The 22,097-nt window shown below is 38.1% G+C and carries 20 protein-coding genes and 1 other annotated feature; of the genes, 1 reads left to right on the top strand and 19 read right to left on the bottom strand.

Annotated features, from left to right (window positions below; all coding sequences use genetic code 11):
* Nucleotides 1-322 precede the first annotated feature (322 nt).
* The 12 genes from deoD to pepV all read right to left on the bottom strand — a co-directional run bounded on the left by deoD (nucleotide 323) and on the right by pepV (nucleotide 17,612).
* Nucleotides 323-1,033 (bottom strand): purine-nucleoside phosphorylase, encoded by a 711-nt coding sequence (deoD, locus tag NYE32_RS04785; RefSeq protein WP_014634439.1) that lies wholly within the window; start codon nucleotides 1,031-1,033, stop codon nucleotides 323-325.
* A gap of 399 nt (nucleotides 1,034-1,432) precedes the next feature.
* Complete coding sequence (locus NYE32_RS04780; protein ID WP_156685382.1) at nucleotides 1,433-2,146, bottom strand: type 1 glutamine amidotransferase; 714 nt, start codon at nucleotides 2,144-2,146, stop codon at nucleotides 1,433-1,435.
* On the bottom strand, nucleotides 2,143-3,390 hold the full coding sequence (locus NYE32_RS04775) for a chloride channel protein (RefSeq protein ID WP_156685383.1): 1,248 nt from the start codon (nucleotides 3,388-3,390) through the stop codon (nucleotides 2,143-2,145). The genes NYE32_RS04780 and NYE32_RS04775 overlap by 4 nt, the downstream gene beginning before the upstream one ends.
* A gap of 182 nt (nucleotides 3,391-3,572) precedes the next feature.
* Nucleotides 3,573-4,286, bottom strand: a complete 714-nt coding sequence (locus NYE32_RS04770) for a LemA family protein (protein WP_156685384.1) — start codon at nucleotides 4,284-4,286, stop codon at nucleotides 3,573-3,575.
* Between the two features lie 13 nt (nucleotides 4,287-4,299).
* Nucleotides 4,300-5,109: a purine-nucleoside phosphorylase gene (locus NYE32_RS04765; protein WP_156685385.1), complete on the bottom strand. Its 810-nt coding sequence runs from the start codon at nucleotides 5,107-5,109 to the stop codon at nucleotides 4,300-4,302.
* Nucleotides 5,110-5,127: 18 nt separating this feature from the next.
* Nucleotides 5,128-5,673: a DUF1697 domain-containing protein gene (locus tag NYE32_RS04760; protein ID WP_156685386.1), complete on the bottom strand. Its 546-nt coding sequence runs from the start codon at nucleotides 5,671-5,673 to the stop codon at nucleotides 5,128-5,130.
* Between the two features lies 1 nt (nucleotide 5,674).
* Nucleotides 5,675-6,886 carry a phosphopentomutase gene (locus NYE32_RS04755; protein WP_002890878.1) on the bottom strand — a complete coding sequence of 404 codons (1,212 nt, stop codon included), beginning with the start codon at nucleotides 6,884-6,886 and terminating at the stop codon, nucleotides 5,675-5,677.
* Nucleotides 6,887-7,007: 121 nt separating this feature from the next.
* The gene (gene rpiA / locus NYE32_RS04750; protein WP_014634433.1) at nucleotides 7,008-7,688 is read right to left on the bottom strand and encodes a ribose-5-phosphate isomerase RpiA; all 681 of its coding nucleotides are present in this window, start codon (nucleotides 7,686-7,688) and stop codon (nucleotides 7,008-7,010) included.
* Nucleotides 7,689-7,847: 159 nt separating this feature from the next.
* On the bottom strand, nucleotides 7,848-10,958 hold the full coding sequence (locus tag NYE32_RS04745) for a GbpC/Spa domain-containing protein (RefSeq protein ID WP_156685387.1): 3,111 nt from the start codon (nucleotides 10,956-10,958) through the stop codon (nucleotides 7,848-7,850).
* 461 nt (nucleotides 10,959-11,419) lie between these two features.
* A complete protein-coding gene (locus NYE32_RS04740) occupies nucleotides 11,420-15,208 on the bottom strand; it encodes a GbpC/Spa domain-containing protein (RefSeq protein ID WP_156685388.1) in 3,789 nt (1,262 codons plus the stop codon).
* Between the two features lie 372 nt (nucleotides 15,209-15,580).
* Nucleotides 15,581-16,165, bottom strand: a complete 585-nt coding sequence (locus NYE32_RS04735; RefSeq protein ID WP_129852209.1) for a uracil-DNA glycosylase family protein — start codon at nucleotides 16,163-16,165, stop codon at nucleotides 15,581-15,583.
* A gap of 40 nt (nucleotides 16,166-16,205) precedes the next feature.
* Nucleotides 16,206-17,612, bottom strand: coding sequence for a dipeptidase PepV (pepV, locus tag NYE32_RS04730; protein WP_129852208.1), 1,407 nt, complete (start codon nucleotides 17,610-17,612; stop codon nucleotides 16,206-16,208).
* 360 nt (nucleotides 17,613-17,972) lie between these two features.
* Here pepV and NYE32_RS04725 point away from each other — a divergent pair, with 360 nt between their 5' ends.
* Nucleotides 17,973-18,158 carry a 4-oxalocrotonate tautomerase gene (locus NYE32_RS04725; RefSeq protein ID WP_002885057.1) on the top strand — a complete coding sequence of 62 codons (186 nt, stop codon included), beginning with the start codon at nucleotides 17,973-17,975 and terminating at the stop codon, nucleotides 18,156-18,158.
* A gap of 69 nt (nucleotides 18,159-18,227) precedes the next feature.
* Here NYE32_RS04725 and NYE32_RS04720 read toward each other — a convergent pair whose 3' ends face one another.
* The 7 genes from NYE32_RS04720 to NYE32_RS04690 all read right to left on the bottom strand — a co-directional run bounded on the left by NYE32_RS04720 (nucleotide 18,228) and on the right by NYE32_RS04690 (nucleotide 22,064).
* Nucleotides 18,228-18,749 (bottom strand): hypothetical protein, encoded by a 522-nt coding sequence (locus tag NYE32_RS04720; protein ID WP_002890867.1) that lies wholly within the window; start codon nucleotides 18,747-18,749, stop codon nucleotides 18,228-18,230.
* A gap of 85 nt (nucleotides 18,750-18,834) precedes the next feature.
* Nucleotides 18,835-19,308: a GNAT family N-acetyltransferase gene (locus NYE32_RS04715; protein WP_156685389.1), complete on the bottom strand. Its 474-nt coding sequence runs from the start codon at nucleotides 19,306-19,308 to the stop codon at nucleotides 18,835-18,837.
* A 43-nt stretch (nucleotides 19,309-19,351) separates the two neighbouring features.
* Complete coding sequence (rplT, locus tag NYE32_RS04710) at nucleotides 19,352-19,711, bottom strand: 50S ribosomal protein L20 (protein WP_002885090.1); 360 nt, start codon at nucleotides 19,709-19,711, stop codon at nucleotides 19,352-19,354.
* A gap of 56 nt (nucleotides 19,712-19,767) precedes the next feature.
* A complete protein-coding gene (gene rpmI / locus NYE32_RS04705; protein ID WP_002885093.1) occupies nucleotides 19,768-19,968 on the bottom strand; it encodes a 50S ribosomal protein L35 in 201 nt (66 codons plus the stop codon).
* A gap of 38 nt (nucleotides 19,969-20,006) precedes the next feature.
* Complete coding sequence (gene infC / locus NYE32_RS04700) at nucleotides 20,007-20,537, bottom strand: translation initiation factor IF-3 (protein ID WP_002885108.1); 531 nt, start codon at nucleotides 20,535-20,537, stop codon at nucleotides 20,007-20,009.
* Nucleotides 20,538-20,550: 13 nt separating this feature from the next.
* Nucleotides 20,551-20,673, bottom strand: a sequence feature (ribosomal protein L20 leader region).
* A 23-nt stretch (nucleotides 20,674-20,696) separates the two neighbouring features.
* The gene (cmk, locus tag NYE32_RS04695) at nucleotides 20,697-21,377 is read right to left on the bottom strand and encodes a (d)CMP kinase (protein WP_156685390.1); all 681 of its coding nucleotides are present in this window, start codon (nucleotides 21,375-21,377) and stop codon (nucleotides 20,697-20,699) included.
* Between the two features lie 21 nt (nucleotides 21,378-21,398).
* A complete protein-coding gene (locus NYE32_RS04690; RefSeq protein ID WP_060972259.1) occupies nucleotides 21,399-22,064 on the bottom strand; it encodes an SAG1386/EF1546 family surface-associated protein in 666 nt (221 codons plus the stop codon).
* Nucleotides 22,065-22,097 lie beyond the last annotated feature (33 nt).

Below are 22,097 nucleotides of genomic sequence, written 5' to 3'. Positions count from 1 at the left end.
TTAAAATTAGACATTTCCCATTATCATTATAACATTACTATAACTTCATTTCAATTGTCATTCTTTTTAAAAAAGAAGAAACCGTTTTTCATTATGATATCAAGCATTTAATTTCTATCATTTTTCATTGTTTTGTAAGTTGTTTTTCACATTTTTAGCGGTTGTTTTTTAAATTGTCGGATATTTACTTATTCCTTAAAAGCATCTTTCTTACGAATATTTTTATTTTTTTATAGTAGTTTGAAAAATTTTAACCTATTGTCACTCCGAACAGATATTAGCTACAACACAAAAGGACGACCAAATGGCGTCCTTTTACAAACTAGTCTGCAATTAGTGTTTCAAGACCAACTTTCATCATGTCAGTGAAAGTATTTTGACGTTCCTCAGCTGTTGTGTCCTCATCTGGATTAACCAGACTATCAGAAATAGTCATAATGGCAAGAGCATCTACTTGGTGTTGAGCTGCAAGGTAGTAAAGTGCTGCTGCTTCCATTTCTACAGCTTTCACACCCCATTTACCAAGCTCGATGTTCTTTTCACCATAGTTCGAATAGAAGACGTCAGAAGACAAGACATTACCAACATGTGTAGTCATACCAAGCTCTTTAGCAATGTGGTAAGCCTTATCTAAGAGATTGAAACTTGCAATTTGTGGGAAATCGTATTGTGGCCAATCGTTACGAATAATGTTAGAGTTTGTCGCTGCCGCTTGCGCTAGAACTAACTCACGAACGTGAACATCCTCATTCAATGAACCAGCAGTTCCCACACGGATCAATTTTTTAACCCCGTAGTCAACAATAAGCTCACGAGCATAGATAGAGATAGATGGCATCCCCATTCCAGTTCCCATTACTGAGACACGTTCACCTTTGTATGTTCCTGTGTAACCAAACATATTACGAACTTCATTGAAACATACAGCGTCTTCGAGGAAATTCTCGGCAATGAATTTCGCACGTAAAGGATCTCCAGGTAGGAGAATTTTATCAGCAATTTCACCTTGCTTAGCAGCAATATGGATAGACATAATATAAGATACCAAGGGCGTTAAAGAGGCAAAGTAAAAATAGGAAATCCGACAAAGATGCTTCGCATCTAGGAGGATTTATCTTTTTTACACAGCCTCTAGCCCGGGTTCAGTTTCAAACCCGAACTACCCTTCCTTTCATTTTTTATATACAGGATAGGCGACAGAGAACAAAGTAATAATAGGAAACTGACGACGCAATATAAATGCTAGACAGTTTATCTTTTTACTTCGTTCTCCGCCCGTATTCAATTTAGTGAATACAGTTAACCCGTCCTTTCTATTTTTTGATGGTAAAAGAGCAACCTGAACACACTATCTACCATTCTTAAGTTTTATTTTTAAATAATTTTTCTACTATATATATAGTCGTTAAATAATTACTTTTTTAAAAGTGGATTAATCTTGAGTCAATGAATCAAGAAAATCATATAACTTCTTGTTCATTTCTGAATAATCGTTGGTACGCAATTGTTCAGGTGTTTGAACAAAAGGTAACTCCTTATTTTGCTTACGCAAGTGTTCTTCGTCATCCGCAGCTATGAGCAAATCAATGGCTTGGGAATCAAACTCTAGGTGTGCTTGGAAGGCATAGTGTTTAGGACTAAAGCGAATAATTTGACGTGGACAACCTTGACTAGTAGCAAGAACAACAGCATTATCAGTCACTCCAGGCATATCACCATGCCAGTGGCCGGTATTGAGAGTTGTGCCAAAACCTTTGACATGCTCATCAGCTAATCCATCATCCGTAAGTGTTATTGGAAACACACCAATTTCGCGTTCTGGACTATGCTCATACTTACCACCATAGGCTACAGACAGAAGCTGAGCTCCCAAACATACACCAACAATATAGATATCAGCAGTAATTGCTTTTTGCATAAATGCAATCTCAGCGTTTGGGTCATAATAAGGAAAGGTCTGACGATCCTCATCAGGTGACTGAGGACCACCCATCACAATTAGAAAATCAATACCTTCAACGGTTTCAGGAAGGACCTCTTCCTCATATACCTTGGTTGATGTGATATTATGCCCACGGTCTTGAGCCCATTTTAAATAGGCTCCTGGAACTTCAAACGTTTCGTGTAAGATAAAATGAATATTCATTGTTTTTTCTTCCATCTATTATTAATTATCCTTGATAGTAGACCCGCTAAGATTAGAGGAATTGCTACTAGCCCTCCTTGACCGGTAAAACCTAGAACTAAGGCTATTCCCGTCAGAGGAGCATCCAAAGTTGTTACTAAAAATATGGTTGCACCAAGTAACATTCCTAGATTAGGATTTAGGGATAAACCAAAAGTCTCAAGACACCTTGTTAATAAGAAACCAAATCCGACACCTAAAGTAAACGAAGGCGTCAGTGTCCCTCCATAAGTACCTGACCATAGCAACAAGCACACAATAAGCCCTTTGATTACTAGCAAAATCGGAAGGTATTCCGAAGTTCCTCCAGAGAACATCCATTGTGCTAGAACCTGACCATTTCCCATGATTATAGGATAGAAAGCTACAATACCACCTAATATTATAAAAGAGACGGGCATGGTCCAGAGAATATGTTTATCTGTTATACGACTTTTACTCGCCTTTTTAGCTAAAACTTTAAATATAAGAGCAAGCGGAGTTACAAACAGCGCCAAAACAAGAATCTGTATCAAACTAGTAGGATGTAAGCTTACTTTATCAACTAAATATATAGCTTTCCCACCAACAATTGGACGAGCACAATAAGCTGACAAATAGGTTGTCACAAGAATGATACCAATGTTTTTCAGTTTCCAAGCAACTCCCAAAGTTTCCAAAACAAACAGTGTACTGGCAAAGGGAACTTGGTAAACCGCAGCTAAACCTGCTCCTGCACCACATGCAATCATGAGTTGTCTTTCAGGAATTTCTAAACCCAGTTTTTTTGATAAACTGCCAGCACACAAGGCACCTAATTCTCGTGGAGCTGCTTCCTTGCCTACCGAAGCACCTGCTCCAACGATTGCTACCTGCACCAAAGCATGTAGACTTTGGCCAAGAAAATTTGGACTCTTCTTGCCAACGAGTTGCTTAGCCTTTCTAATGGAAAGAAGGGACACTCGACGCTGAAGGAAATACCAAAAGATACTAGCTAAGACACCAGCTACCACTATAACTACGAAGCGTCGATAAGCACTTACAGAATTAAATTGTAACAAGAGATCTGTCGTATCATTGCCAAAAGTAAGAAGCTTTATAAAATCTAAAAGATAGTGGCAAAGAATACCAATCAGACCAGAAGCTATTCCGGTTGTCAAAACAGCCAAACTTAACCTAATCGACTTGGGGAGCCAAGTCAAACTCTTTTTCTCTTGATTACCCATATATTAGAGTATGGCTAAAATTGCTTTAACCAACTTTTCCTACTGTCTTTAGAGTAGGGTCAATCCCTTCTTTGTTTTTATTTCATAGTAAAGCAATCTCGTGCTGAATTAGAAAAACTAAAACTAGCTTTCATTCTTTGACCTTTTTAACTATATTCTAGTCTTAATGATTTTGTTCTATGTTATAAGTAGTTTATCTCTGAATGACCTAAAGTTGTTCTTAACAAAGCAAGTGGCAAACTGTAAATTGTTTTATTATATTGCGAAACCATTTCATTGTAGTATAATTTTTGATTAGCAACAAGTACTTCTGACTCTTTAATCTCAGCAATCAAATCCTTTATACTTTGATCAGCTGTAATATTTGTATCTCTTTCGATTTCCTCTATAATTTTATTCTTCGTTTCCTCTAGTTTAGTAGAGTATTCATGTTTAGAAAAATTGCCAGACTCACCGTAAGACTTCCGCTTAGATTCTGAATGATTAGCTTTGTTTTCATCGTTAGTCAAATTGTTGACAGACTTTTTTTCCTCTAACAATTCTGAAACATTTTTTCTAACAAACATTTTTAACTCATGGTCTACAATCTTATCAGTCAGTTCTCGCAGTTGTACAATCAATTTTTCCACATACTGCTCTTTAATTTCAATTGCACTGTATGATGATTTAATTGACTCTTTTAAGTTAACAACTTTATGGTATTGAAATAGAAACACTATTATGATATAGCTTAAAACTGCAAATACGATAGATGCTCCTTGAAATGGTTCATAATCTATCTCACTACCACTTGTATCTATAGCAGAAAATATAACCAACCAAACCATGGTTAGGAAAGCAATTATAAAAACTCCACGAATGATACGAAATAATGGATTATTCATTAAGTTTGACATCAATTATTCCTTTTTAAAGTTCAGCCAAAATAGCTTTCAGCAAGCCTTTGAAATCCCCTTTAACACGTTCTGTCACTTCCACAACTTCTTCGTGATTGAGTTCTTCTTGGAAACCAGCCGCAAAGTTGGTAATACATGAAATACCAAGAACTTTCAAACCAGAATGTGCTGCAACAATGACTTCAGGGACAGTTGACATCCCAACAGCATCTGCACCAAGAGTCTTATAAGCACGAATTTCAGCTGGAGTTTCGTAAGTTGGACCAGTCACACCGATATAAACACCATCATCTAATTTAATGCCCAATTTGTCAGCAACTCGATGTGCAGTCTCACGGTATTCTGGAGTATACGATTTAGACATATCAGGGAAACGAGGACCAAAATCATCCAAGTTTTCTCCAATCAATGGGTTTTGACCAGTCATGTTGATGTGGTCAGTGAGGGCCATCAAAGTACCTGGACCAAAGCCGATACCACCTGCTGCATTGGTTACAACAACTCCTTCGCATCCAAGAGCTTTCATAACACGTACAGGGAAAGTAACTACTTCAAGCGGATTTCCTTCATAAAAATGGAAACGTCCTTGAAGAGCTAAAACCTTACGTCCAGACAAAGTTCCATAAACAAGTTTTCCAGCATGACCGACAACCGTTGATTGTCCCCAGTTTGGAATATCCGCATAGTCAATGACAACTGCGTCTTCAACTTCTTCAGCCAACTCACCAAGTCCAGAACCCAAAATTAAACCAAACTCAGGTTTTTCAATTCCTTTACTTTCCAAAAATGCTTGAGTAACTCTAATTTTTTCAAGTAGCGACATGTTAATTCTCCCTTAATTTTATTTCATTCTTAAAAACTGACCAATTTTTGAAAAAGTTCTTGCATTTCGAATGGTTATAGAAGGATAAAAAGATGCTTTCAATAGCTTCTTATGATAAGCCGTTTGGTTATAGCTTGATTTATCAAATTTACCCCAGTAGATGCCAAGTTGACCAAGATGAATAATTTCATCTCCCAACTCTAAAGACTCAATAACATTCCTCATTTCGTTCTTATCAAGTCTTTCAGTATATAAGAGGACATCTTTTCTATAGAAATCATCTTCCCACCACTTAGGTAAAGATGCCACTTCATTTTGGTAATCATCTAGAGTAAAAAGAGAAAACACCTTAATAAATGGATAAGTCTTATTAAGAAATCTCTCTAAAACTAAGAGGAGTTCCACTTTCATCAAGGATGAATCGAAGAAAAAATTTCCACTGTTTATATAGGAAGAAACATTTGACATCCCAAGTTCTTTTAACTCATGACAAAATTCTTCCATGACTACCTTGTGACGACCACCAACGTTTATCCCACGAACCAAAAATGCATAGCGCTTCATTTTAGACAAGTTTATCCAAGAAGCTTTCACCAATCATGGCTTTATCTACACCAAAGTTTTCAGCGACAGTTGCTGAGATGTCAGAGAAATGACCTACTGGAATAAGTCCATTTCCTTTGAATGATGGGCTATAAGCCAAGAAAGGAATATATTCACGAGTATGGTCTGTACCTGCATAAGTTGGATCATTTCCGTGGTCTGCTGTAATCATCAAGAGATCATCTTCACGCATGGCAGCAATGATTTCAGGCAAACGTTGGTCAAATTCGTGCAAACAATCACGATATCCATGTGGATCACGACGGTGTCCATAAAGGGCGTCGAAGTCTACCAAGTTTGTGAATGAGAAGCCATGTTTGAAATCTTCAGAAGTCATAGCTTTAATCAAGTTATCAATACCATGGCTATTTGATTTGTTGTGGCCCATATCGTGGTTAATACCAGCTCCGTTGAAAATATCATTGATTTTACCAACGGCATAAGTATCAATACCAGCTTCATTCAATTTATCCAAAACAGTTGGTGCAAATGGTGAAACAGCCAAATCTCGACGATTAGATGTACGAGTGAAGTTTCCAGGCTCACCAACGTAAGGACGAGCAATGATACGCCCTAGAAGAGCTGGACGCTCAAGGGTAATTGAACGCGCATATTCACAAATACGATACAACTCATCCAATGGAATAATGTCTTCGTGTGCAGCAATTTGAAGAACTGGGTCGGCTGAAGTGTAAATAATCAATTCACCAGTTTCCATTTGACGAGGTCCAAAGTCTTCAATAACAGCTGTACCTGAGTATGGTTTATTAGCTTCACGAATGACTTTACGACCTGAGAATTCCTCAATTTTAGTGAGAATTTCTTCTGGGAATCCGTTCCAGAAGGTATCAAAAGGTTCAGTAATATTGAGACCCATGATTTCCCAGTGACCAGTCATCGTATCCTTACCAAGAGAAACTTCCTGCAATTTTGTTGCATAACCAGTTGGGTTACTTTCTGCTGGTACTGTTTTCAAAGGTGTTTCACGAGGAATATTTCCTAGACCAAGCTTAGCCATATTTGGCACATTCAATCCTACTGATTTAGAGATATGACCAAGGGTATCTGAAGCACCATCTGGCACACCTGCATTGACAAAGTCATTGGCATCTGGAGCAGCACCAATTCCTACTGAATCAAGAACGACTAAATGCATTCGGTTAAATTTGGACATAATAACACCACAAAGAGATAAAATCTTTTCGAAATTACCTCTTGCCTTTCTATATTATTTAATAGTTTGACAAAAATTAATTAGTCTTCCTCATTAAAAGTGAGGGGAAATCAAAATTGGACTAGGCCTTGACTTCAACGACCTTAACACCGTCTTTTCCTGCAACGATGACTTTGTTAACCATACCATTGAACAATCCATGATCGACAACACCTGTCATAGCTTTTAGTTCTTCACCAAGAGCTACTGGATTTTCAATCTTACCTAAATCAAGATCGATGATATAGTTCTTCATATCTGTAACAAAGCGATTACCTTCCTCCGTAAGTCGGAATGATGGCTTATAGCCCTTCGACTCAAAGACACGATAGAGACGATCAGCACCATATTGAACCACTTCAACTGGTAATTTGAAAGCACCTAATTGATTAACCATTTTTGACTCATCCACCACCCAGATATATTCTTTCGTAGGTGTAGCGACGATTTTTTCCATCAGAAGGGCACCACCGCCACCTTTAATCCCATTGAGTTGAGGGTCTACTTCGTCGGCGCCATCAACAGTAACATCAATACTGTCAATATCATCCACTGCCTTCAAAGGAATACCTAAACCTTCAGCTTGTTTAGTGGTTTGACTGGATGTCGTTACTCCAACAACACTAAGGCCTTCTTCCTTAATACGACGGCCAATTTCCTCCACGAAGAAATAAGCTGTTGACCCTGTACCGAGTCCAACAACCATTCCATCTTCAACGTATTTGGCAGCGGTTACGCCAGCGATTTTCTTAAGTTCTTCCATGCTCGTCTCCTTGCATCTTTCTATAATAGTCGTTCAAAATAATTATAACATGTTTCAACAGTAAATAGAAATGATACGAGGGAGTAAAACCTAGCAAAAATAAAAACTAGATTCTAAATAGAATCTAGTTTTGATGGGGAACTAATTTAATAGCACCACTTAATCTTCTTTACGACGTTTGAAGAATCCTACAAAGGCTGCAAAAATCATTGAAAGAAGTCCAATAAATCCAGCATTGCTAGTGTGCTCACCAGTTTGTGGCAACTCAGCTTGAGGCACTACAGGAACTTCAGTATCTGGAGTTGGTGTAGTTGGCGGTGTCACTGGAGTTGGAGGAGTAACAGGTGTTGGTGGTGTTTGTGGAGTCGGTGGTGTTGGTGGTACCACGTGAGACTCTCTCTCAACGACATAGTTCTTGTGCCATACAACACTTGGTTTTTCAGGAGTTTTAGGTTCTACTGGTTTAGCAGGAACTTCAACTACTTTCGGTGTTGGTGGCGTTGGTGCCGTTGGACCTGTTGGTGGTGTTGGTTCAACCGGTTTTTCTGGAACTTCAACCACTTTTGGTGTTGGTGGCGTTGGTGCCGTTGGACCTGTTGGTGGTGTTGGTTCTTGTGGTTTACCAGGTACTTCAACTACCTTTGGAGTTGGTGGCGTTGGTGCCACTGGCTCTTTTGGTGGTGTTGGTGGTGTTGGTTCTTGTGGATTGATACCAACTGTTTTAATAACTGGTTTAACCGGTGCTGTTGGTGGTGTTGGTGCCTTAGGTTCTTCAGGTTTTTCACCTGGATTCTTAGGCAAACCAAGATTAGAGTTGATTGCGAACCAATATACTGTTGGTGCACCATCAGCATTTGCACCTTCAGCAGTAAATACCAAGTGACCATTTGTCATCTTGATACCTGCACCTCCATAATAGAGGTAAGGTGAATCAGCGTTATCCCAACCTGTCAATTCAGACGTTGTCTCACCATTAAAGACTGCACCATGGTCAATGTATTGGTTATCATTGACTGATGTTACTTCTTTAGTAGCAGCATCATAAGTAACTGATGATTTTGGAATAGCGATGAATTGGTTATCACCAATATTTACATATTCTTGGTGACGTGTTGATTGGTATTTTTTCTTAGGTGTGAATGTAATCAAACCAGTTTCAGCAGAAACGCTGTACGAACCAATAACATCATCTTTATCACCAAATGTATAATCTTGGTTACCAAGAGCGTGTCCATTACCACTACCTGAAGCATTAAGAGTTGTTACATCAGATGGAATTTCACGTGAGACAACCCATTCTGAACCATTCCAGTCAGTGATAGGAACAACTACCTTAAGCGGGTTCTCATCAGAAATGTTAACAGTAGCGCCACCGAAATCAGCGTATCCAGATTTAGTAACAACTTCACCGTTTTGGATTGCCAAAGTAGAGCCATCTGCGTAAGGATTATATGTACCGCGGACAGTATTACCATTAACGTCTTTCGCTTCTACTGTAAGTGGACGTGGGCGTTCAGATGTTTCAACATAAGCTGCACCATTCCAGTGGTTTAGTGAGTTAAGTGCTACGATAGCATTACGCTCACTAAGGTTGAACATTTTACCATCTTTATCGTAAAACTCAACATCTACTGCTACTTTAACTGGTTTATCTTGATCAGTTGATGCACCAACTGTCATAGTTACTGTTGGATCCTTACTGATTTTCGCGATACCTTTTCCGTCATTTGATGGAAGGCTAACAATTTCGTAGCGGTAAACAACACGTTTGATTGCTGATGCTTCATTCTCAACAATCATGCTTGATTGGTTCAAACCATCATAAGTAACAACAAATTTGTCACCTTCTTTAACTTGAACCCACTCGTCTTCAGTATTTGTCCAAGGGCTATTTGAAACAATGTCAGATGCTTGTAACTTGTTAGAGTCATATTGGAAAACATTACTTGTGTTAAGACGCTCTTGTGCTTCTTTTGTCAAGTAGTTACTTACACCTTCAACTTTGTGTGTTGCATCGTTTTCACGTTGGAAGGTCAATTCTTGAACAACTTCAGCATCTTTAAGGTTACGATATACAGGATCATTCATGTATTTATCGTAAGCTGTTTTAGCTTCTTGGTATTGTTTAAGCGCTGTTTGGTAGACAGCTAATTTGTTTTGATACTCAAGGTATTCTTGGTCATATTTAGCTTTTTGCTCATTGTAGACAACCAAGGCTGCTTCGTATTTAGCTTTAGCATCTGCATTGTATTTTTCAATAGCTTGTTTTGTTTCAAGATCTGCTTCATAAGCTGTTTTCTTAGCGTTATAAAGTTCAAGATTCTTGTCATATGCTGCTTTTTCTACATCATATTTAGCTTTTGCTTCATTATATGCTGCTAGCTCAGTTTGATATTTAGCTTCAGCTTCAGCCTTACGTTTTTCAATAACAACTTTTTCAGCTACTTTATTATCATAATTAGCTTTTTCAGCATTGTATTTGGCCTTATCACTATTGTACTGTGCAAGAGCTGCTTCATAATCAGCTTTTGCTTGGTTATAAGTTGCCAATTCTGCTTGGTATTTAGCTGCAGACAAGGCATTTTCTTTATCAGCTGCTTCTTTTTCTGCTACCTTAGCATCATAAGTAACTTTCTTAGTCTTGTACTCTGAAAGGGCTGAGTCATAAGCTTGCTTAGCAATTTGGTATTGCTCTGAAGCTTTATCATAAGCTGTTTTTTCAGTATCATATTTAGCCTGAGCCTCAGCATTTGTTTTATCAGCAAGTGCTTTCTCAGCTAATTTGGCATCGTAGTTTGCTTTTGCTTTATCATAGTCAGCTTTATCTGACTTGTATTGTTCTTTAGCCGCTTTATAATCTGAAACGACTGTATTGATTTTCTCTGCTTGTGCTTTATTATCTGCAGCAGCTGCTTCAACAGTTTCTTTGGTTTGAGCAGGTTCTTCCTTAACCTCAACCCCTTCGTTAGTTGCAGCTGTTTTTGCAGCTTCTAAGCTTGTATTTGTTACTTCACTCGTTGTAACAGTTGTGTTGCCTTCTTCAGTAACGTTAACAACCTTCTTCTCAGTTGAATCTGCTACGGCAGAAGTGCTTTCTTCAACAGCATCTGTTGCTTCAACTGCTGGTGTTACTGAATCTGTAGATGTTGCCACTTCATCAGCGCTTGCATTTGAAGCTCCTACTGCAAGAACTGCAGTCCCCAAAAGAACAGAAGCTGCACCAAGGCTAGACTTTCTGAGTGAATAACGTTGTAATTCCTTTTTCCCCATTTAAATTACGTCCTTCTATATTTAGTTATGTTCATATTCTAACAAAAGAAAGAACCTTGTCAATTTGAGATATCTCATAAAAACATCCATTCCTTTAAATTCTATTAGATTCTTAAATTCAAATACTTTTTAATATCAAAGTATTTGATAGATAAAACCCTATAATAAATAGTGTTTTCGTTGTAAATAGAAGGTTTAATTTTATAATATCCAGGATGATTCACTTTAATGTTTTTTTATTGAAAAGATTATGAAAAACAATCAACTATAAGCTTTCATTTTATTTTTCATTGTGATATTTAGCTTTTGGATAGCTCTTTCACATAAATCATGTCCTCTCGTTTCCCCTATTAGTTTTAACATTCAAACTTATTTTAAAAGGCAAACATCTATCAATAAGTAACTAAAAAAGACTAGACTGTCTTGCATAACAAAACAACCTAATCTTTTATTTTATCTTATTAATGTTTACGTTTGCGAGCTGACCATAGACCTGTAAGTGCCATTGAAAGGAAACCTAAACCTGTTACAGATGCTAATTTTTGGTTAGAGTCACCTGTTTCTGGCAATACGGCGCTATTAGTTCTTTCTGTTTCTTGCTTAGCAACTACAGAAGAAGTTGGTGTAACGCTTGGTCCTGTAGGTGTTCCAGGAGTTTTTGGTTTTTGAGGAGTTGGTGGCGTCGTTGGTACTGGACGTGTTACGCGCTCAACAAGATAATTTTTATGCCATTTTACCTTAGGAGCTACAAGTTCTTTAGGTGAAACAGGTTTATTAGGAACATTAACTGTGACCATAGTTGGTGGTGTTGGAGCTGTTGGCTCTGTTGGTGGCGTTGGTTTTGTTGGCTCACCAGGTACCTCTACAACTACTGGTGTAGGTGGAGTCGGAGCCTTAGGTTCTACTGGAGCCGTAATCTTACGTGGCTCTACTGGCACTTCAACTAAAGCTGGAGTTGGTGGCGTTGGAGCTTTTGGCTCAGTTGGAGCCTTAGGTTCCTCAGCATCAACTGTAACCACAGTGTAGTTAGGTCCTGTCGGTGGTGTTGGTGCTTTAGGTTCTTCTGGTTTGCTTGGTTCCGCTGGAACTTCAACAACTGTCGGAGTTGGTGGCGTTGGAGCCTTAGGCTCTGTTGGAGCTGTTGGCTCCTCAGCATCAACTGTAACAACTGTATAGTTAGGTTCTGTTGGTGCCGAAGGGGCTGTTGGCGGAGTAGGTTCTGTTGGTACCGCTGGAAGAACTTCCAATGTAATCGTTGGTGGTGTTGGAGCCTTAGGTTCTTCAGGAGCTGTTGGCTCTTTTGGCGCTTCACCTGGATTTTTTGGAATACCAACATTTGAGTTAATCGCAAACCAATATACTGTTGGTTGACCAGCAGCATTAGCTCCATTGGCCGTAAATACCAAGTGACCATCAGCCATCTTCAAGCCTGCTCCACCATAATAGAGGTATGGAGAAGATGGATTATCCCAACCTTCAAGAGTCGTTGAAGATTCACCATTAAAGATAGACCCATGTTCAATGTATTGGTTATCTTTAAATGATGTTACCTCTTTTGTAGCAGAGTCATAAGAAACACTTGAATTTGGAATTGGAATGTATTTATTGTTTCCAATATTTACAGATTCTTGGTGCTCTACATTTTCAAATTTCTTCTTAGGAGTAAAGATGATACGTCCTGAAGTTGGATCAATTGTATAAGAACCGATAACATCATCTTTACCATCTAAAGTGAACTCATCTGTTCCAATAGAGTGACCGTTCCCAGCACCTGAAGCATTGACTGCAGTTGCATCAATCACAGTTTCTTCACTAACTGTAAATTCACTACCATTCCACGTTGCTTTTTGCGCCACAATCTTGATTGGATTTTCAGCAGAGATAGTGACATCAGCAGTACCAAAGTCAGCTGTTCCATTTTTAACAACAACCGCATTGTTTTCAATGCTCATTGATGAACCATCTGCATACGGATCCCAAGTTCCACGAACAGTCTTACCATCTTTATCCTTGGCTTCTACTGTAAGGGCACGAGGTTTATCCCCACTATCTACATAAGAAGCACCTGTCCAGTGGTTAAGAGAGTTCAAAGCAACAATCGCATTGTGTTGTGTCAAATCAAACTTATTGCCATTACCATCATAGAATTCAACATCTACAGCAACTTTAACGGGTTTATTTTGGTCTGTTGAAGCACCGACTGTTAGTGTTACAGTTGGGTCTGAGCTAACGGCTGCAATTCCTTTACCGTCATTTGATGGAAGACTCAAAATTTCATAGCGATAAATCACGCGCTTGATCGGATGCATATCCGTATTTTCACGCATGCTTGACTGATTCAAGTTATCATAAGTAACAACAAATTTGTCGCCTTCCTTAACTTGAATATACTCAGTTTCATTATTGGCCCAAGGACTAGTTGCTACAATATCTGAGGCTTCCAATTTATTGGAATCATACTGATGGACATTGCTAGTATTCAAACGAGCTTGAGCATCACGAGTGAGATAAGCGCTGATGCCATTGATGGTATGAATGGCTCCACCTTCACGTTGGAAGGTCAAATCTTGAACAGTTTCTACATCTTTTAGATCTTGGAAACCATTATCATTCATGTACTTATCATAGGCTGCTTTAGCATCTTTGTACTGTGCCAAAGCTGTTTGATATTCAGCAAGTTTTGTTTGGTAGGTAGCAAAATCTTTGCCGTATTGCTCTAAATCTACATTGTATTTGGCAAGCTCAACTTCGTACTTAGCTTTAGCAGCATCTTCTTCTGCTTTAATAGCAACAAGTTTATCATAGGCTGCTTTATCTTGGTCGTATTGCGTTTTCTTAGCTTGATATTCTTGTAAATCTTTGTCATATTGCGCTTTAGCTGTATTGTAAACAGCCATTTCCGCATCGTACTTAGCTTTTGCATCTGCATTGACCTTATCAGCAGCTGCTTTTTCTGCTACTTTGGCATCGTAGGCTGCTTTAGCTGTATTATAAGCTGCTAAATCAGTTTGATATTTTTCGTAAGCAGTATTGTAAGTAGCAAGATCTTTTTCATATTGTTTTTGAGCAGCCTTATCTGTAACTTCTGCTTGTGTTTTCTCAGCTACTTTCACATCATAGGCTGCTTTTTTTGTGTTGTATTCAGCTAGAGCTGCATCATACAGAGCCTTATTTGCCTTATATTCAGACAAAGCTGAGTTGTATGTGACCATTTCTGCATCATACTTAGATTTAGCTTTTGCATTAGCTGCATCAGCGGCTACTTTTTCTGCTACTTTAGCATCATAGGCTGCTTTAGCACTCTTGTAGGCAGCCAAATCGGTTTGATATTTTTCGTAAGCGGCATTATAAGTAGCTAAATCTTTCTCATACTGCTCTTGAGCAGCCTTGTTTTCAATTTCTGTACGAACTTTTTCAGCTACTTTAGCATCATAAGCTTCCTTCTCGGCATCATATTTTGCCTTGTCTTTGGTATACTGAGCCATAGCAGCTTCATAGTTCTTTTTAGCAGTTTCATAAACAGCCAACTGTACCTTGTAATCGGCTTCTGACTTAGCATTAGCTGCATCAGCAGCTGCTTTTTCTGCTACTTTAGAATCATAAGTCAATTTTTGAGTATTATACTCATCCAATGCTGCGTCATAGGCTTTTTTATCAGCTTGATATTTAGCTAATCCTTTTTCATAAGCAGCTTGATCAGTATCATACTGTGCTTTAGAAGCAGCGTTTGCTTTATCAGCTGCTGCTTTTTCAGCCACTTTAGCATCGTACTCAGCCTTAGCTTTTTCATACTCAGCTACATCTTTTTTGTGGTCTTCTTTTGCTTTCTGATAATCATAAACAACTGTATTAATCTCTTTTGATTGAGCTTGATTGTTAGCAATAGCCCCCTCTAGGGATGTATGCGTTTGAGGTGCAGTTTCTTCAACTTCTACCCCTTCTTTTACCGCAGAAGCTTTAGCATCCTCAAGACTATCAGTTGTTACAACACTTGTTGTTACAGTGGTATTTCCTTCTTCTTTGACATAAACAACTTGCTTCTCTGAATGGTCAACAGTTGTTGCCGGATCGGCAGTAGAATCTGTTAGCACAGAAGCACTAAGTGGTGTATCAGTAGTAGCTGAAGTTGAAACCTCATCTGCATGTACACCAGTTGCACCCATCGCAAGAATGGTTGTACCCAAAAGAACAGAAGCAGCCCCAAAGCTATACTTTCTGATTGAAAAACGTTGTGAATCTTTTCTTCCCATATCACAAATTTCCTTCTATATTTTCTTAACACCTAAAGTCTAACACTTTTAAATTTTCTGTCAATAGAATTATCTTAATTTTCTCAAAAATTTACACTCATTTTCAAGTTATAAGTATTATTTAATCGATTATTTAATTTAAAAGGATAGATAGCTTAATTTTATATGTTACTTCTTCTGAAAATTAGAATTAAGTGGCCATAGATAAGTCTAATATTGGATTTTTATTAATTATTTTTCCCGAATAATTTATTAAACCATCAAAAAAAGCCCCAAAGGGCTAAAATCTTTACAATATTTGGGTATGTTCTGATAGTTGCTTCATTGATTTGAAACAATACCAAATGACAATCCAAGTACAGATATCAGACATCATCGACTTAAGATTTTTTTGACCAAGGCCTTCAAATCTGGAACTACTTCTTCCATAAACCATGGATTTTTTGCTTGCCAAATATTATTTCGAGGAGAAGGATGAACGAGAGGGAAAAACTCTGGAAGATAATCTTTGTAATGCTTAACTGTATCTGTTAATTTTGCTGACGATTTTTGATGTAAATAGTAATGCTGTGCATAATTACCTACTAAAATCGTCAATTGGATATCAGGAGCTAAAGCAAGAACTTTCTCATGCCACTTATCTGCAAATCCTTTGCGAGGAGGTAAATCACCTGATTTACCATGACCTGGGAAATAAAAATCCACTGGTACAATAGCAAACATACCAGATTCATAGAATTCTTCACGTGAAACTCCCATCCAATCTCTGAGATTATCTCCACTGGGATCATTCCAATAAAGCCCTGACTCTTGGGCACGAATACCAGGAGCTTGTCCCACGATATTAATCCGAGCCGTTTTTGGAATGGAAAACAAGGGTTTTATACCTTGTTCCGTAAAAGTTATATTTTGTTCATCGGACATGATTGCTTGTGTTAATTCATCAAGTGTTTCCATATTTTCCTCCTCAAAAAAGAGACAAAACTGTCTTTCTTTTTTATTTGATTAACTCATAGATAGCTTCTGCATAAATGGCAGCTGCACGGTACAAGTCTTCAACCTCAGTAAACTCATTGGCTTGGTGCATAGTGTTGACATAACCTGGGAACATAGCTCCATAGGCAACTCCACGTTTTAGGAGACGTCCAAATGTCCCACCACCAATAATTTGTTCATGACCTTTAAGTCCTGTTTGTTTCTCATAGACTGAAAGAAGAGTCTCTACCATAGGATCATCAACTGGTACATAGTGTGGCACATGACCATGTTCTGAGAGACTAACTGCCTTAGGACCTTCAAGTTTTTCAAGACCAGCCTTAATAGCGTCCGTATCAACCCCTTGAGGGTAGCGGAAATTCAAAGCAATTGTATTATCTTCAGATTCCTTAGCGAAGTTAAATACACCAGCATTCATGGTCAATTCACCCATCTTAGGATCTGTATAGACAAGACCTGTCTTTTCAGCGAAGAAATCCTTATGAAGTGTTTCAGCAATTAAATCCAAATACGTTTTAGCATTACCTTGGAAATCAAATTGGCTAAGGAAGAGGGCTAAGTAGGTTGCTCCATTAATACCATTTTGAGGCATCATACCATGAGCTGATTTCCCATGAATAGTCACATGAAAAATACCTGCTTCTTCAATCACTTGACCAGTCACCTTTTGGTCAGCAACAAAGTCTTTTAATTTGGCCTCGAGTTCTTTCAAAGTGATAGGTCCAGTGAAATCTGCACTTGCAGATTCAGGAACCATATTTTCACGCAAACCACCATTAAAAGACACAAGGCTAAATTTTCCATCATTTTGACCTTCAAAATGGAGATAAGCTGTAATATTACCCTTTTCACCATTGATAATTGGAAATTCTGCATCAGGTGAAAAACCAAAATCAGGATCTTTCAACCCATTATGAGCGAAGTAATAATCCATATCGCCCCAACCAGATTCTTCATCAGTACCAACAATAAAGCGCACACTCTTAGATACTGGAAGATCGAGTTCTTTAATAATTTTCAAGGCATAGTAACAAGCCATTGTTGGGCCTTTATCATCTGATGACCCACGAGCATAAAGTTTGCCATCTTTGATTACAGGTTCATAAGGATCTGTATCCCAACCACTTCCAGCTGGAACCACATCCAAGTGTGCAAAGATACCCAATACTTCATCACCTTGACCAAATTCAAAGTCACCAGCATAATTATCAATATTACGAGTTTTATAACCATCACGTTCAGCTAAAGCAAGAAAATGTTCCAAAGCTTTTACTGGTCCAGGACCAAATGGGTGCTTATCATCAACCTTACTGTCATCACGTTCTGAGTTAATACGCAAAAGACCAAAAAGGTCCTCCATCAAGGCATCTTTGCGCTTATCAACCTCGGCACGAAAATCAATTGTCATAATTTACTCCTTACTGTCTCTAGTTAGCACTATTTTACCATTTTTAGTAAGAGTTTTCATCCCTTATAAACAAAGCCAATAAAAAATGCAATCCCTTACCGAATGTCAAAAGACTTCATACCATCTTCAATAGAATGTGAAAAATTCCTAAATCAGGAACACTCGAATCTAAAGTAATAGCATTTATATCAGCTAAGAGGTAAAACTCTTGACTATCTAGCTCTTTATACTTTAGGCCCTCCTATTAGGAGTCAGCACATTGTAGCATCTCGATAATATCATTTCAAGAATTTCCATAAACTTTAGAATATTCTCTTCATTAATGCTATAATAGGACTATCAAAACTAAGGAGATGCATTATGCCATTTGTAAAGATTGATCTCTTTGAAGGTCGTACTGAAGAACAAAAAATCGAACTTGCTCGCGAAGTTACCGAGGTTGTATCACGTGTTGCCAAAGCACCTAAAGAAGCCATTCATGTTTTCATTAATGATATGCCAGAGGGAACTTACTACCCACATGGTGAAATGAAGAAGAAAAACTAATCATCATTAAGCAGTCACATCCGTGGCTGCTTTTGATATAAAAAAAGCTGGAAAGAAACTCCAGTTTTTTTATATTATCGTTGGTAATTCATCATCGTCGTCAAAATTCTCAACGACTTCTTCACCAGGCAATGGTTTTTGTAGTTTTCCCAAGATAAAACGTGAGATTGGACCAACCACTAGAAAATTAAGTGGTAAAGCCATGATAACATTTGTCAACCAAGCACGACCATAGGATAATAGCGTCACCGACTGACTGTTGTAAACTAATCCATAGAATGACATAAACGTTACCATAAATAGCGCCATGGTTCCAGAAATCACTAAAATCTTTGCCCATCGTTTATCATGGGCTTTTACTTTATGCAAAATTGCAAATGCTATTGTTTTGGCTAGTGGTCCCACCAAAAGCATATCAAGTAAGAAAGCAACCACAAATCCAGGAAGATAACCTTGGAAAAAGTGACCCCAAGCAAAGGGAACTACTCCAGTCCAATCAAGGATGAGAAGATTCCAGAGACTCATCCCACAGACCATCATTCCACACATCAAAAACGTAAAAAGCAAAGCTTCTTTAAAATTACGAGGCATTAAAATTCTCCATTTCTAAAAGTTCTCTTTCAGCATATCAAAAATTTTTTCTCCTCGTAAGTTAAATTTCTCTCATGAAAACGTATTATTTTAGGATAGTTTCCATTTCTGTATATCTAGGTTTCATACCCAAACGTTCGTAAAAACGTAGAGCACCTGCATTATCATTCCATACGTGAAGTGTCAGATTATAACAACCTAGCTCCTTAGCATAGTCCAAGGCAAATTGGTAAAGCTTTTCTCCTAATTTTTGACCTCGAGCTTCCTTATCAACACATAAATCATCAATAAAAAGAGTCTTAACAGCCTTTTGTGGACCATCATTTTCAGTTTCTTCTTTAATCATTAAGAAAAGATGGCCCAAGATACGCCCTTCGTCATCCTCGTACACAAACACAGGTTTTTTTGAGTCATTAATTACTGCTTCTAACTCTGCATCTGTAAATTTACTGCCTTTTGACTTAAAAACATCAGGGCGCGCTTGATGATGAACAATAAGAATCTGCTCCAATAACTCCTGTAATCTTGGAATATCTTCAGATTTTGCTAAACGAATCATAATTACCTCCACAAAAAAAGATGGGTAAGACCCACCTTAATTCTTATTTACCAAGTTTTGCTTTAGCTGCATCTGCAAGAGCTGTGAAAGCTGCTGCATCGTTAACTGCCAAATCAGCAAGCATTTTACGGTTAACTTCGATTTCAGCCAATTTCAAACCGTGCATCAATTGTGAGTATGACAAACCATTCAAACGAGCTGCCGCATTGATACGTGTGATCCAAAGTTTACGGAAATCACGTTTCTTTTGACGACGGTCACGGTATGCATAGTAGTAAGAGTTCATTACTTGTTCTTTTGCAGTACGGAACAAGATGTGTTTTGCACCATAGTAACCTTTAGCAAGTTTCAATACACGTTTACGACGTTTGCGTGATACAACGCCACCTTTAACACGAGCCATTTATATATTCCTCCGAATTAATTCTAGTTTAGTTAATTTGTAATGCTTGTAGCGAATTAACGCATTTGTGAAAGCATTGATTTGATACGTTTAAAGTCACCTGAATGTACCATTGACGCTTTACGAAGGTGACGACGTTGTTTTTTAGTTTTACCGTGGAAACGGTGAGATGTGAAGGCACGGAAGCGTTTCAATCCACCTGAACCTGTACGTTTGAAACGTTTAGCTGATGCGCGGTGTGTTTTTTGTTTTGGCATTTTAAAATTCTCCTCTTAAAATAGTGTTAGTTTGACAATTATTTTTTGTCAGGAATTGGTGCAAGTTGCATGAACATTTGACGTCCATCCATCTTCGCTCTTTGCTCAATAATCGCAATATCTTGCGTTTTTTCAGCAAATTCCGCCAAGACCTTAGCTCCGATTTCTTTGTGAGTAATCATACGACCTTTAAATCGGATAGAAACTTTAACCTTGTTTCCTTTTTCAAGGAATTTACGGCCATTACGAAGTTTAGTTTCAAAGTCACCTTTATCAATAACTGGACTCAAACGAACTTCTTTAACGGTAACAACGCTTTGTTTCTTACGTTGTTCTTTTTGTTTCTTTTGATACTCAAATTTGAACTTACCGTAGTCCATAATCTTCGCAACAGGTGGCGTAGCTTGTGGTTGGATGAGAACCAAGTCAACATTTGCATCATCTGCAATAGCTTGTGCTTCTGACAATGGTTTAATTCCCAATTGTTCACCATCAAGACCAACAAGACGAACTTCGCGAACGCGAATTTCATCGTTAATGAATAGATCTTTCTTAGCTATGATCTTCACCTCTTTATTTTTTTAGAGAAAAACAAAGCGGACTTGATATACAAGCCCGCACACATAATATCCCTAGAGGGATTTGACATGTTGGGCCAGACAACCTAAGTCGCAAGGCGAGAAGTTCTCACTTCTGCTTTTCTCATTGTTAATAGTATAACAAGTGAGTCATCCTTTGTCAATAATTTTTTTTGCTTTTTCTTGAATAAATTCCACAACACCATCAATAGACACACCTGTAGTATCAAAAGTGATGGCATCTTCCGCTGGTTTAAGAGGTGACACCTTACGATGACTATCTTTATAGTCACGTTCAGCAATTTCTTTTTTTAGAGTCTCAAGGTCAGCAGGGATACCTTTTTCGATATTTTCCTTATAACGACGTTCCGCACGTTCATCAACTGAAGCAATCAAGAAAATCTTGAGTTCTGCATCAGGCAAAACCACGGTCCCGATATCACGACCATCCATGATAATAGCCCCATCTTGAGCGATACGTTGTTGTTGCTCAACGAGTTCTTGACGCACTTCAGGAATAGCTGCGACCCAAGAAACATTATTTGTAACTTGGTTATCACGAATTGGGTGTGTAATATCGACATCACCTACATAAACTTGCTGACTACCATCTGCTGCTTTTCCGAATGAAATCGGATATTGAGATAGTTGCTCCAAAATTTCTGGTACATTTTCCTCAGTTAAACCATTCTGCAAGGCCAAATAAGTTGCAGATCGGTACATGGCACCTGTGTCAAGATAAGTATAGCCAAGATCTTTTGCAATAATCTTGGCTACTGTACTTTTTCCACTTGACGCAGGACCATCAATAGCAATTCTAATATCTTTCATGATGTTCCTTTGCTTTAAAAATTATTGAACGTTAACGACGTCACCTGGGTTAGCATACCAGTAACCATTTGTCATGTGATCAGGGTTAAGACGTTCCAATTCATCTACAGAAATACCTGCACGTGCGGCGATTGAACCAGCACCTTCACCAGATTGAACAACAATTGATGAACCATCTGCTGCTGCCGTAGCGCTTGATGGTGTTGTCTCAGCTGACTCAGTTGCATCTTCTTTTACTACATGTTTAGAAGAGCTTGATGCTTTAGTTGAAGATGATTTCTCTTTTGATGATTTTTCTTTTGAAGATTTTTCTGTATTAGATTTCTCACTTTCCTCATCTTTGTTTGAGTCTTTCTCGCTAGATGAAGATTTAACAACTTTGCTAGTTGATGATGAGTAGAATCCAGATGATTCCTTAGATTCCGCAGTTTTGTTTCCACCGACATTTGAAGTATAGAAAACAAAGAACAAAATACATACAACAATAACAAAGAATAATCCAAGCAAGACTGTCAAGAATGATGAATTAATGAAGCCACCACCTTTTTCGCGTTTTTCATCAGAAGGAGTTACATCCTCTTCTTCTTCATAATCCTCAAACTCATCTTCATCATCTAGAAAATCAGCGTCAACTACTTCTTCCAACTCTTCGTCAGAAACCTTATCTTCCCATGGTTTTTTACTCATGATATTCTCCTTGTAAAAACAATAAATCTATTT

The sequence above is a fragment of the Streptococcus sp. FSL R7-0248 genome (assembly GCF_037967965.1).
Classification (GTDB): domain Bacteria; phylum Bacillota; class Bacilli; order Lactobacillales; family Streptococcaceae; genus Streptococcus.
The sequence above is the reverse complement of the archived record's forward strand: the minus strand, read 5'-3'. Positions and strand labels throughout refer to the sequence as shown.

Coding starts and splice junctions, on each gene's coding strand:
- deoD (WP_014634439.1), bottom strand. CDS start 1,033: ATGTCTATCCATATTGCTGCTAAGCAAGGTGAAATTGCTGATAAAATT.
- NYE32_RS04780 (WP_156685382.1), bottom strand. CDS start 2,146: ATGAATATTCATTTTATCTTACACGAAACGTTTGAAGTTCCAGGAGCC.
- NYE32_RS04775 (WP_156685383.1), bottom strand. CDS start 3,390: ATGGGTAATCAAGAGAAAAAGAGTTTGACTTGGCTCCCCAAGTCGATT.
- NYE32_RS04770 (WP_156685384.1), bottom strand. CDS start 4,286: ATGTCAAACTTAATGAATAATCCATTATTTCGTATCATTCGTGGAGTT.
- NYE32_RS04765 (WP_156685385.1), bottom strand. CDS start 5,109: ATGTCGCTACTTGAAAAAATTAGAGTTACTCAAGCATTTTTGGAAAGT.
- NYE32_RS04760 (WP_156685386.1), bottom strand. CDS start 5,673: ATGAAGCGCTATGCATTTTTGGTTCGTGGGATAAACGTTGGTGGTCGT.
- NYE32_RS04755 (WP_002890878.1), bottom strand. CDS start 6,886: ATGTCCAAATTTAACCGAATGCATTTAGTCGTTCTTGATTCAGTAGGA.
- rpiA (WP_014634433.1), bottom strand. CDS start 7,688: ATGGAAGAACTTAAGAAAATCGCTGGCGTAACCGCTGCCAAATACGTT.
- NYE32_RS04745 (WP_156685387.1), bottom strand. CDS start 10,958: ATGGGGAAAAAGGAATTACAACGTTATTCACTCAGAAAGTCTAGCCTT.
- NYE32_RS04740 (WP_156685388.1), bottom strand. CDS start 15,208: ATGGGAAGAAAAGATTCACAACGTTTTTCAATCAGAAAGTATAGCTTT.
- NYE32_RS04735 (WP_129852209.1), bottom strand. CDS start 16,165: ATGGAAACACTTGATGAATTAACACAAGCAATCATGTCCGATGAACAA.
- pepV (WP_129852208.1), bottom strand. CDS start 17,612: ATGACAATTGATTTTCGTGCCGAGGTTGATAAGCGCAAAGATGCCTTG.
- NYE32_RS04725 (WP_002885057.1), top strand. CDS start 17,973: ATGCCATTTGTAAAGATTGATCTCTTTGAAGGTCGTACTGAAGAACAA.
- NYE32_RS04720 (WP_002890867.1), bottom strand. CDS start 18,749: ATGCCTCGTAATTTTAAAGAAGCTTTGCTTTTTACGTTTTTGATGTGT.
- NYE32_RS04715 (WP_156685389.1), bottom strand. CDS start 19,308: ATGATTCGTTTAGCAAAATCTGAAGATATTCCAAGATTACAGGAGTTA.
- rplT (WP_002885090.1), bottom strand. CDS start 19,711: ATGGCTCGTGTTAAAGGTGGCGTTGTATCACGCAAACGTCGTAAACGT.
- rpmI (WP_002885093.1), bottom strand. CDS start 19,968: ATGCCAAAACAAAAAACACACCGCGCATCAGCTAAACGTTTCAAACGT.
- cmk (WP_156685390.1), bottom strand. CDS start 21,377: ATGAAAGATATTAGAATTGCTATTGATGGTCCTGCGTCAAGTGGAAAA.
- NYE32_RS04690 (WP_060972259.1), bottom strand. CDS start 22,064: ATGAGTAAAAAACCATGGGAAGATAAGGTTTCTGACGAAGAGTTGGAA.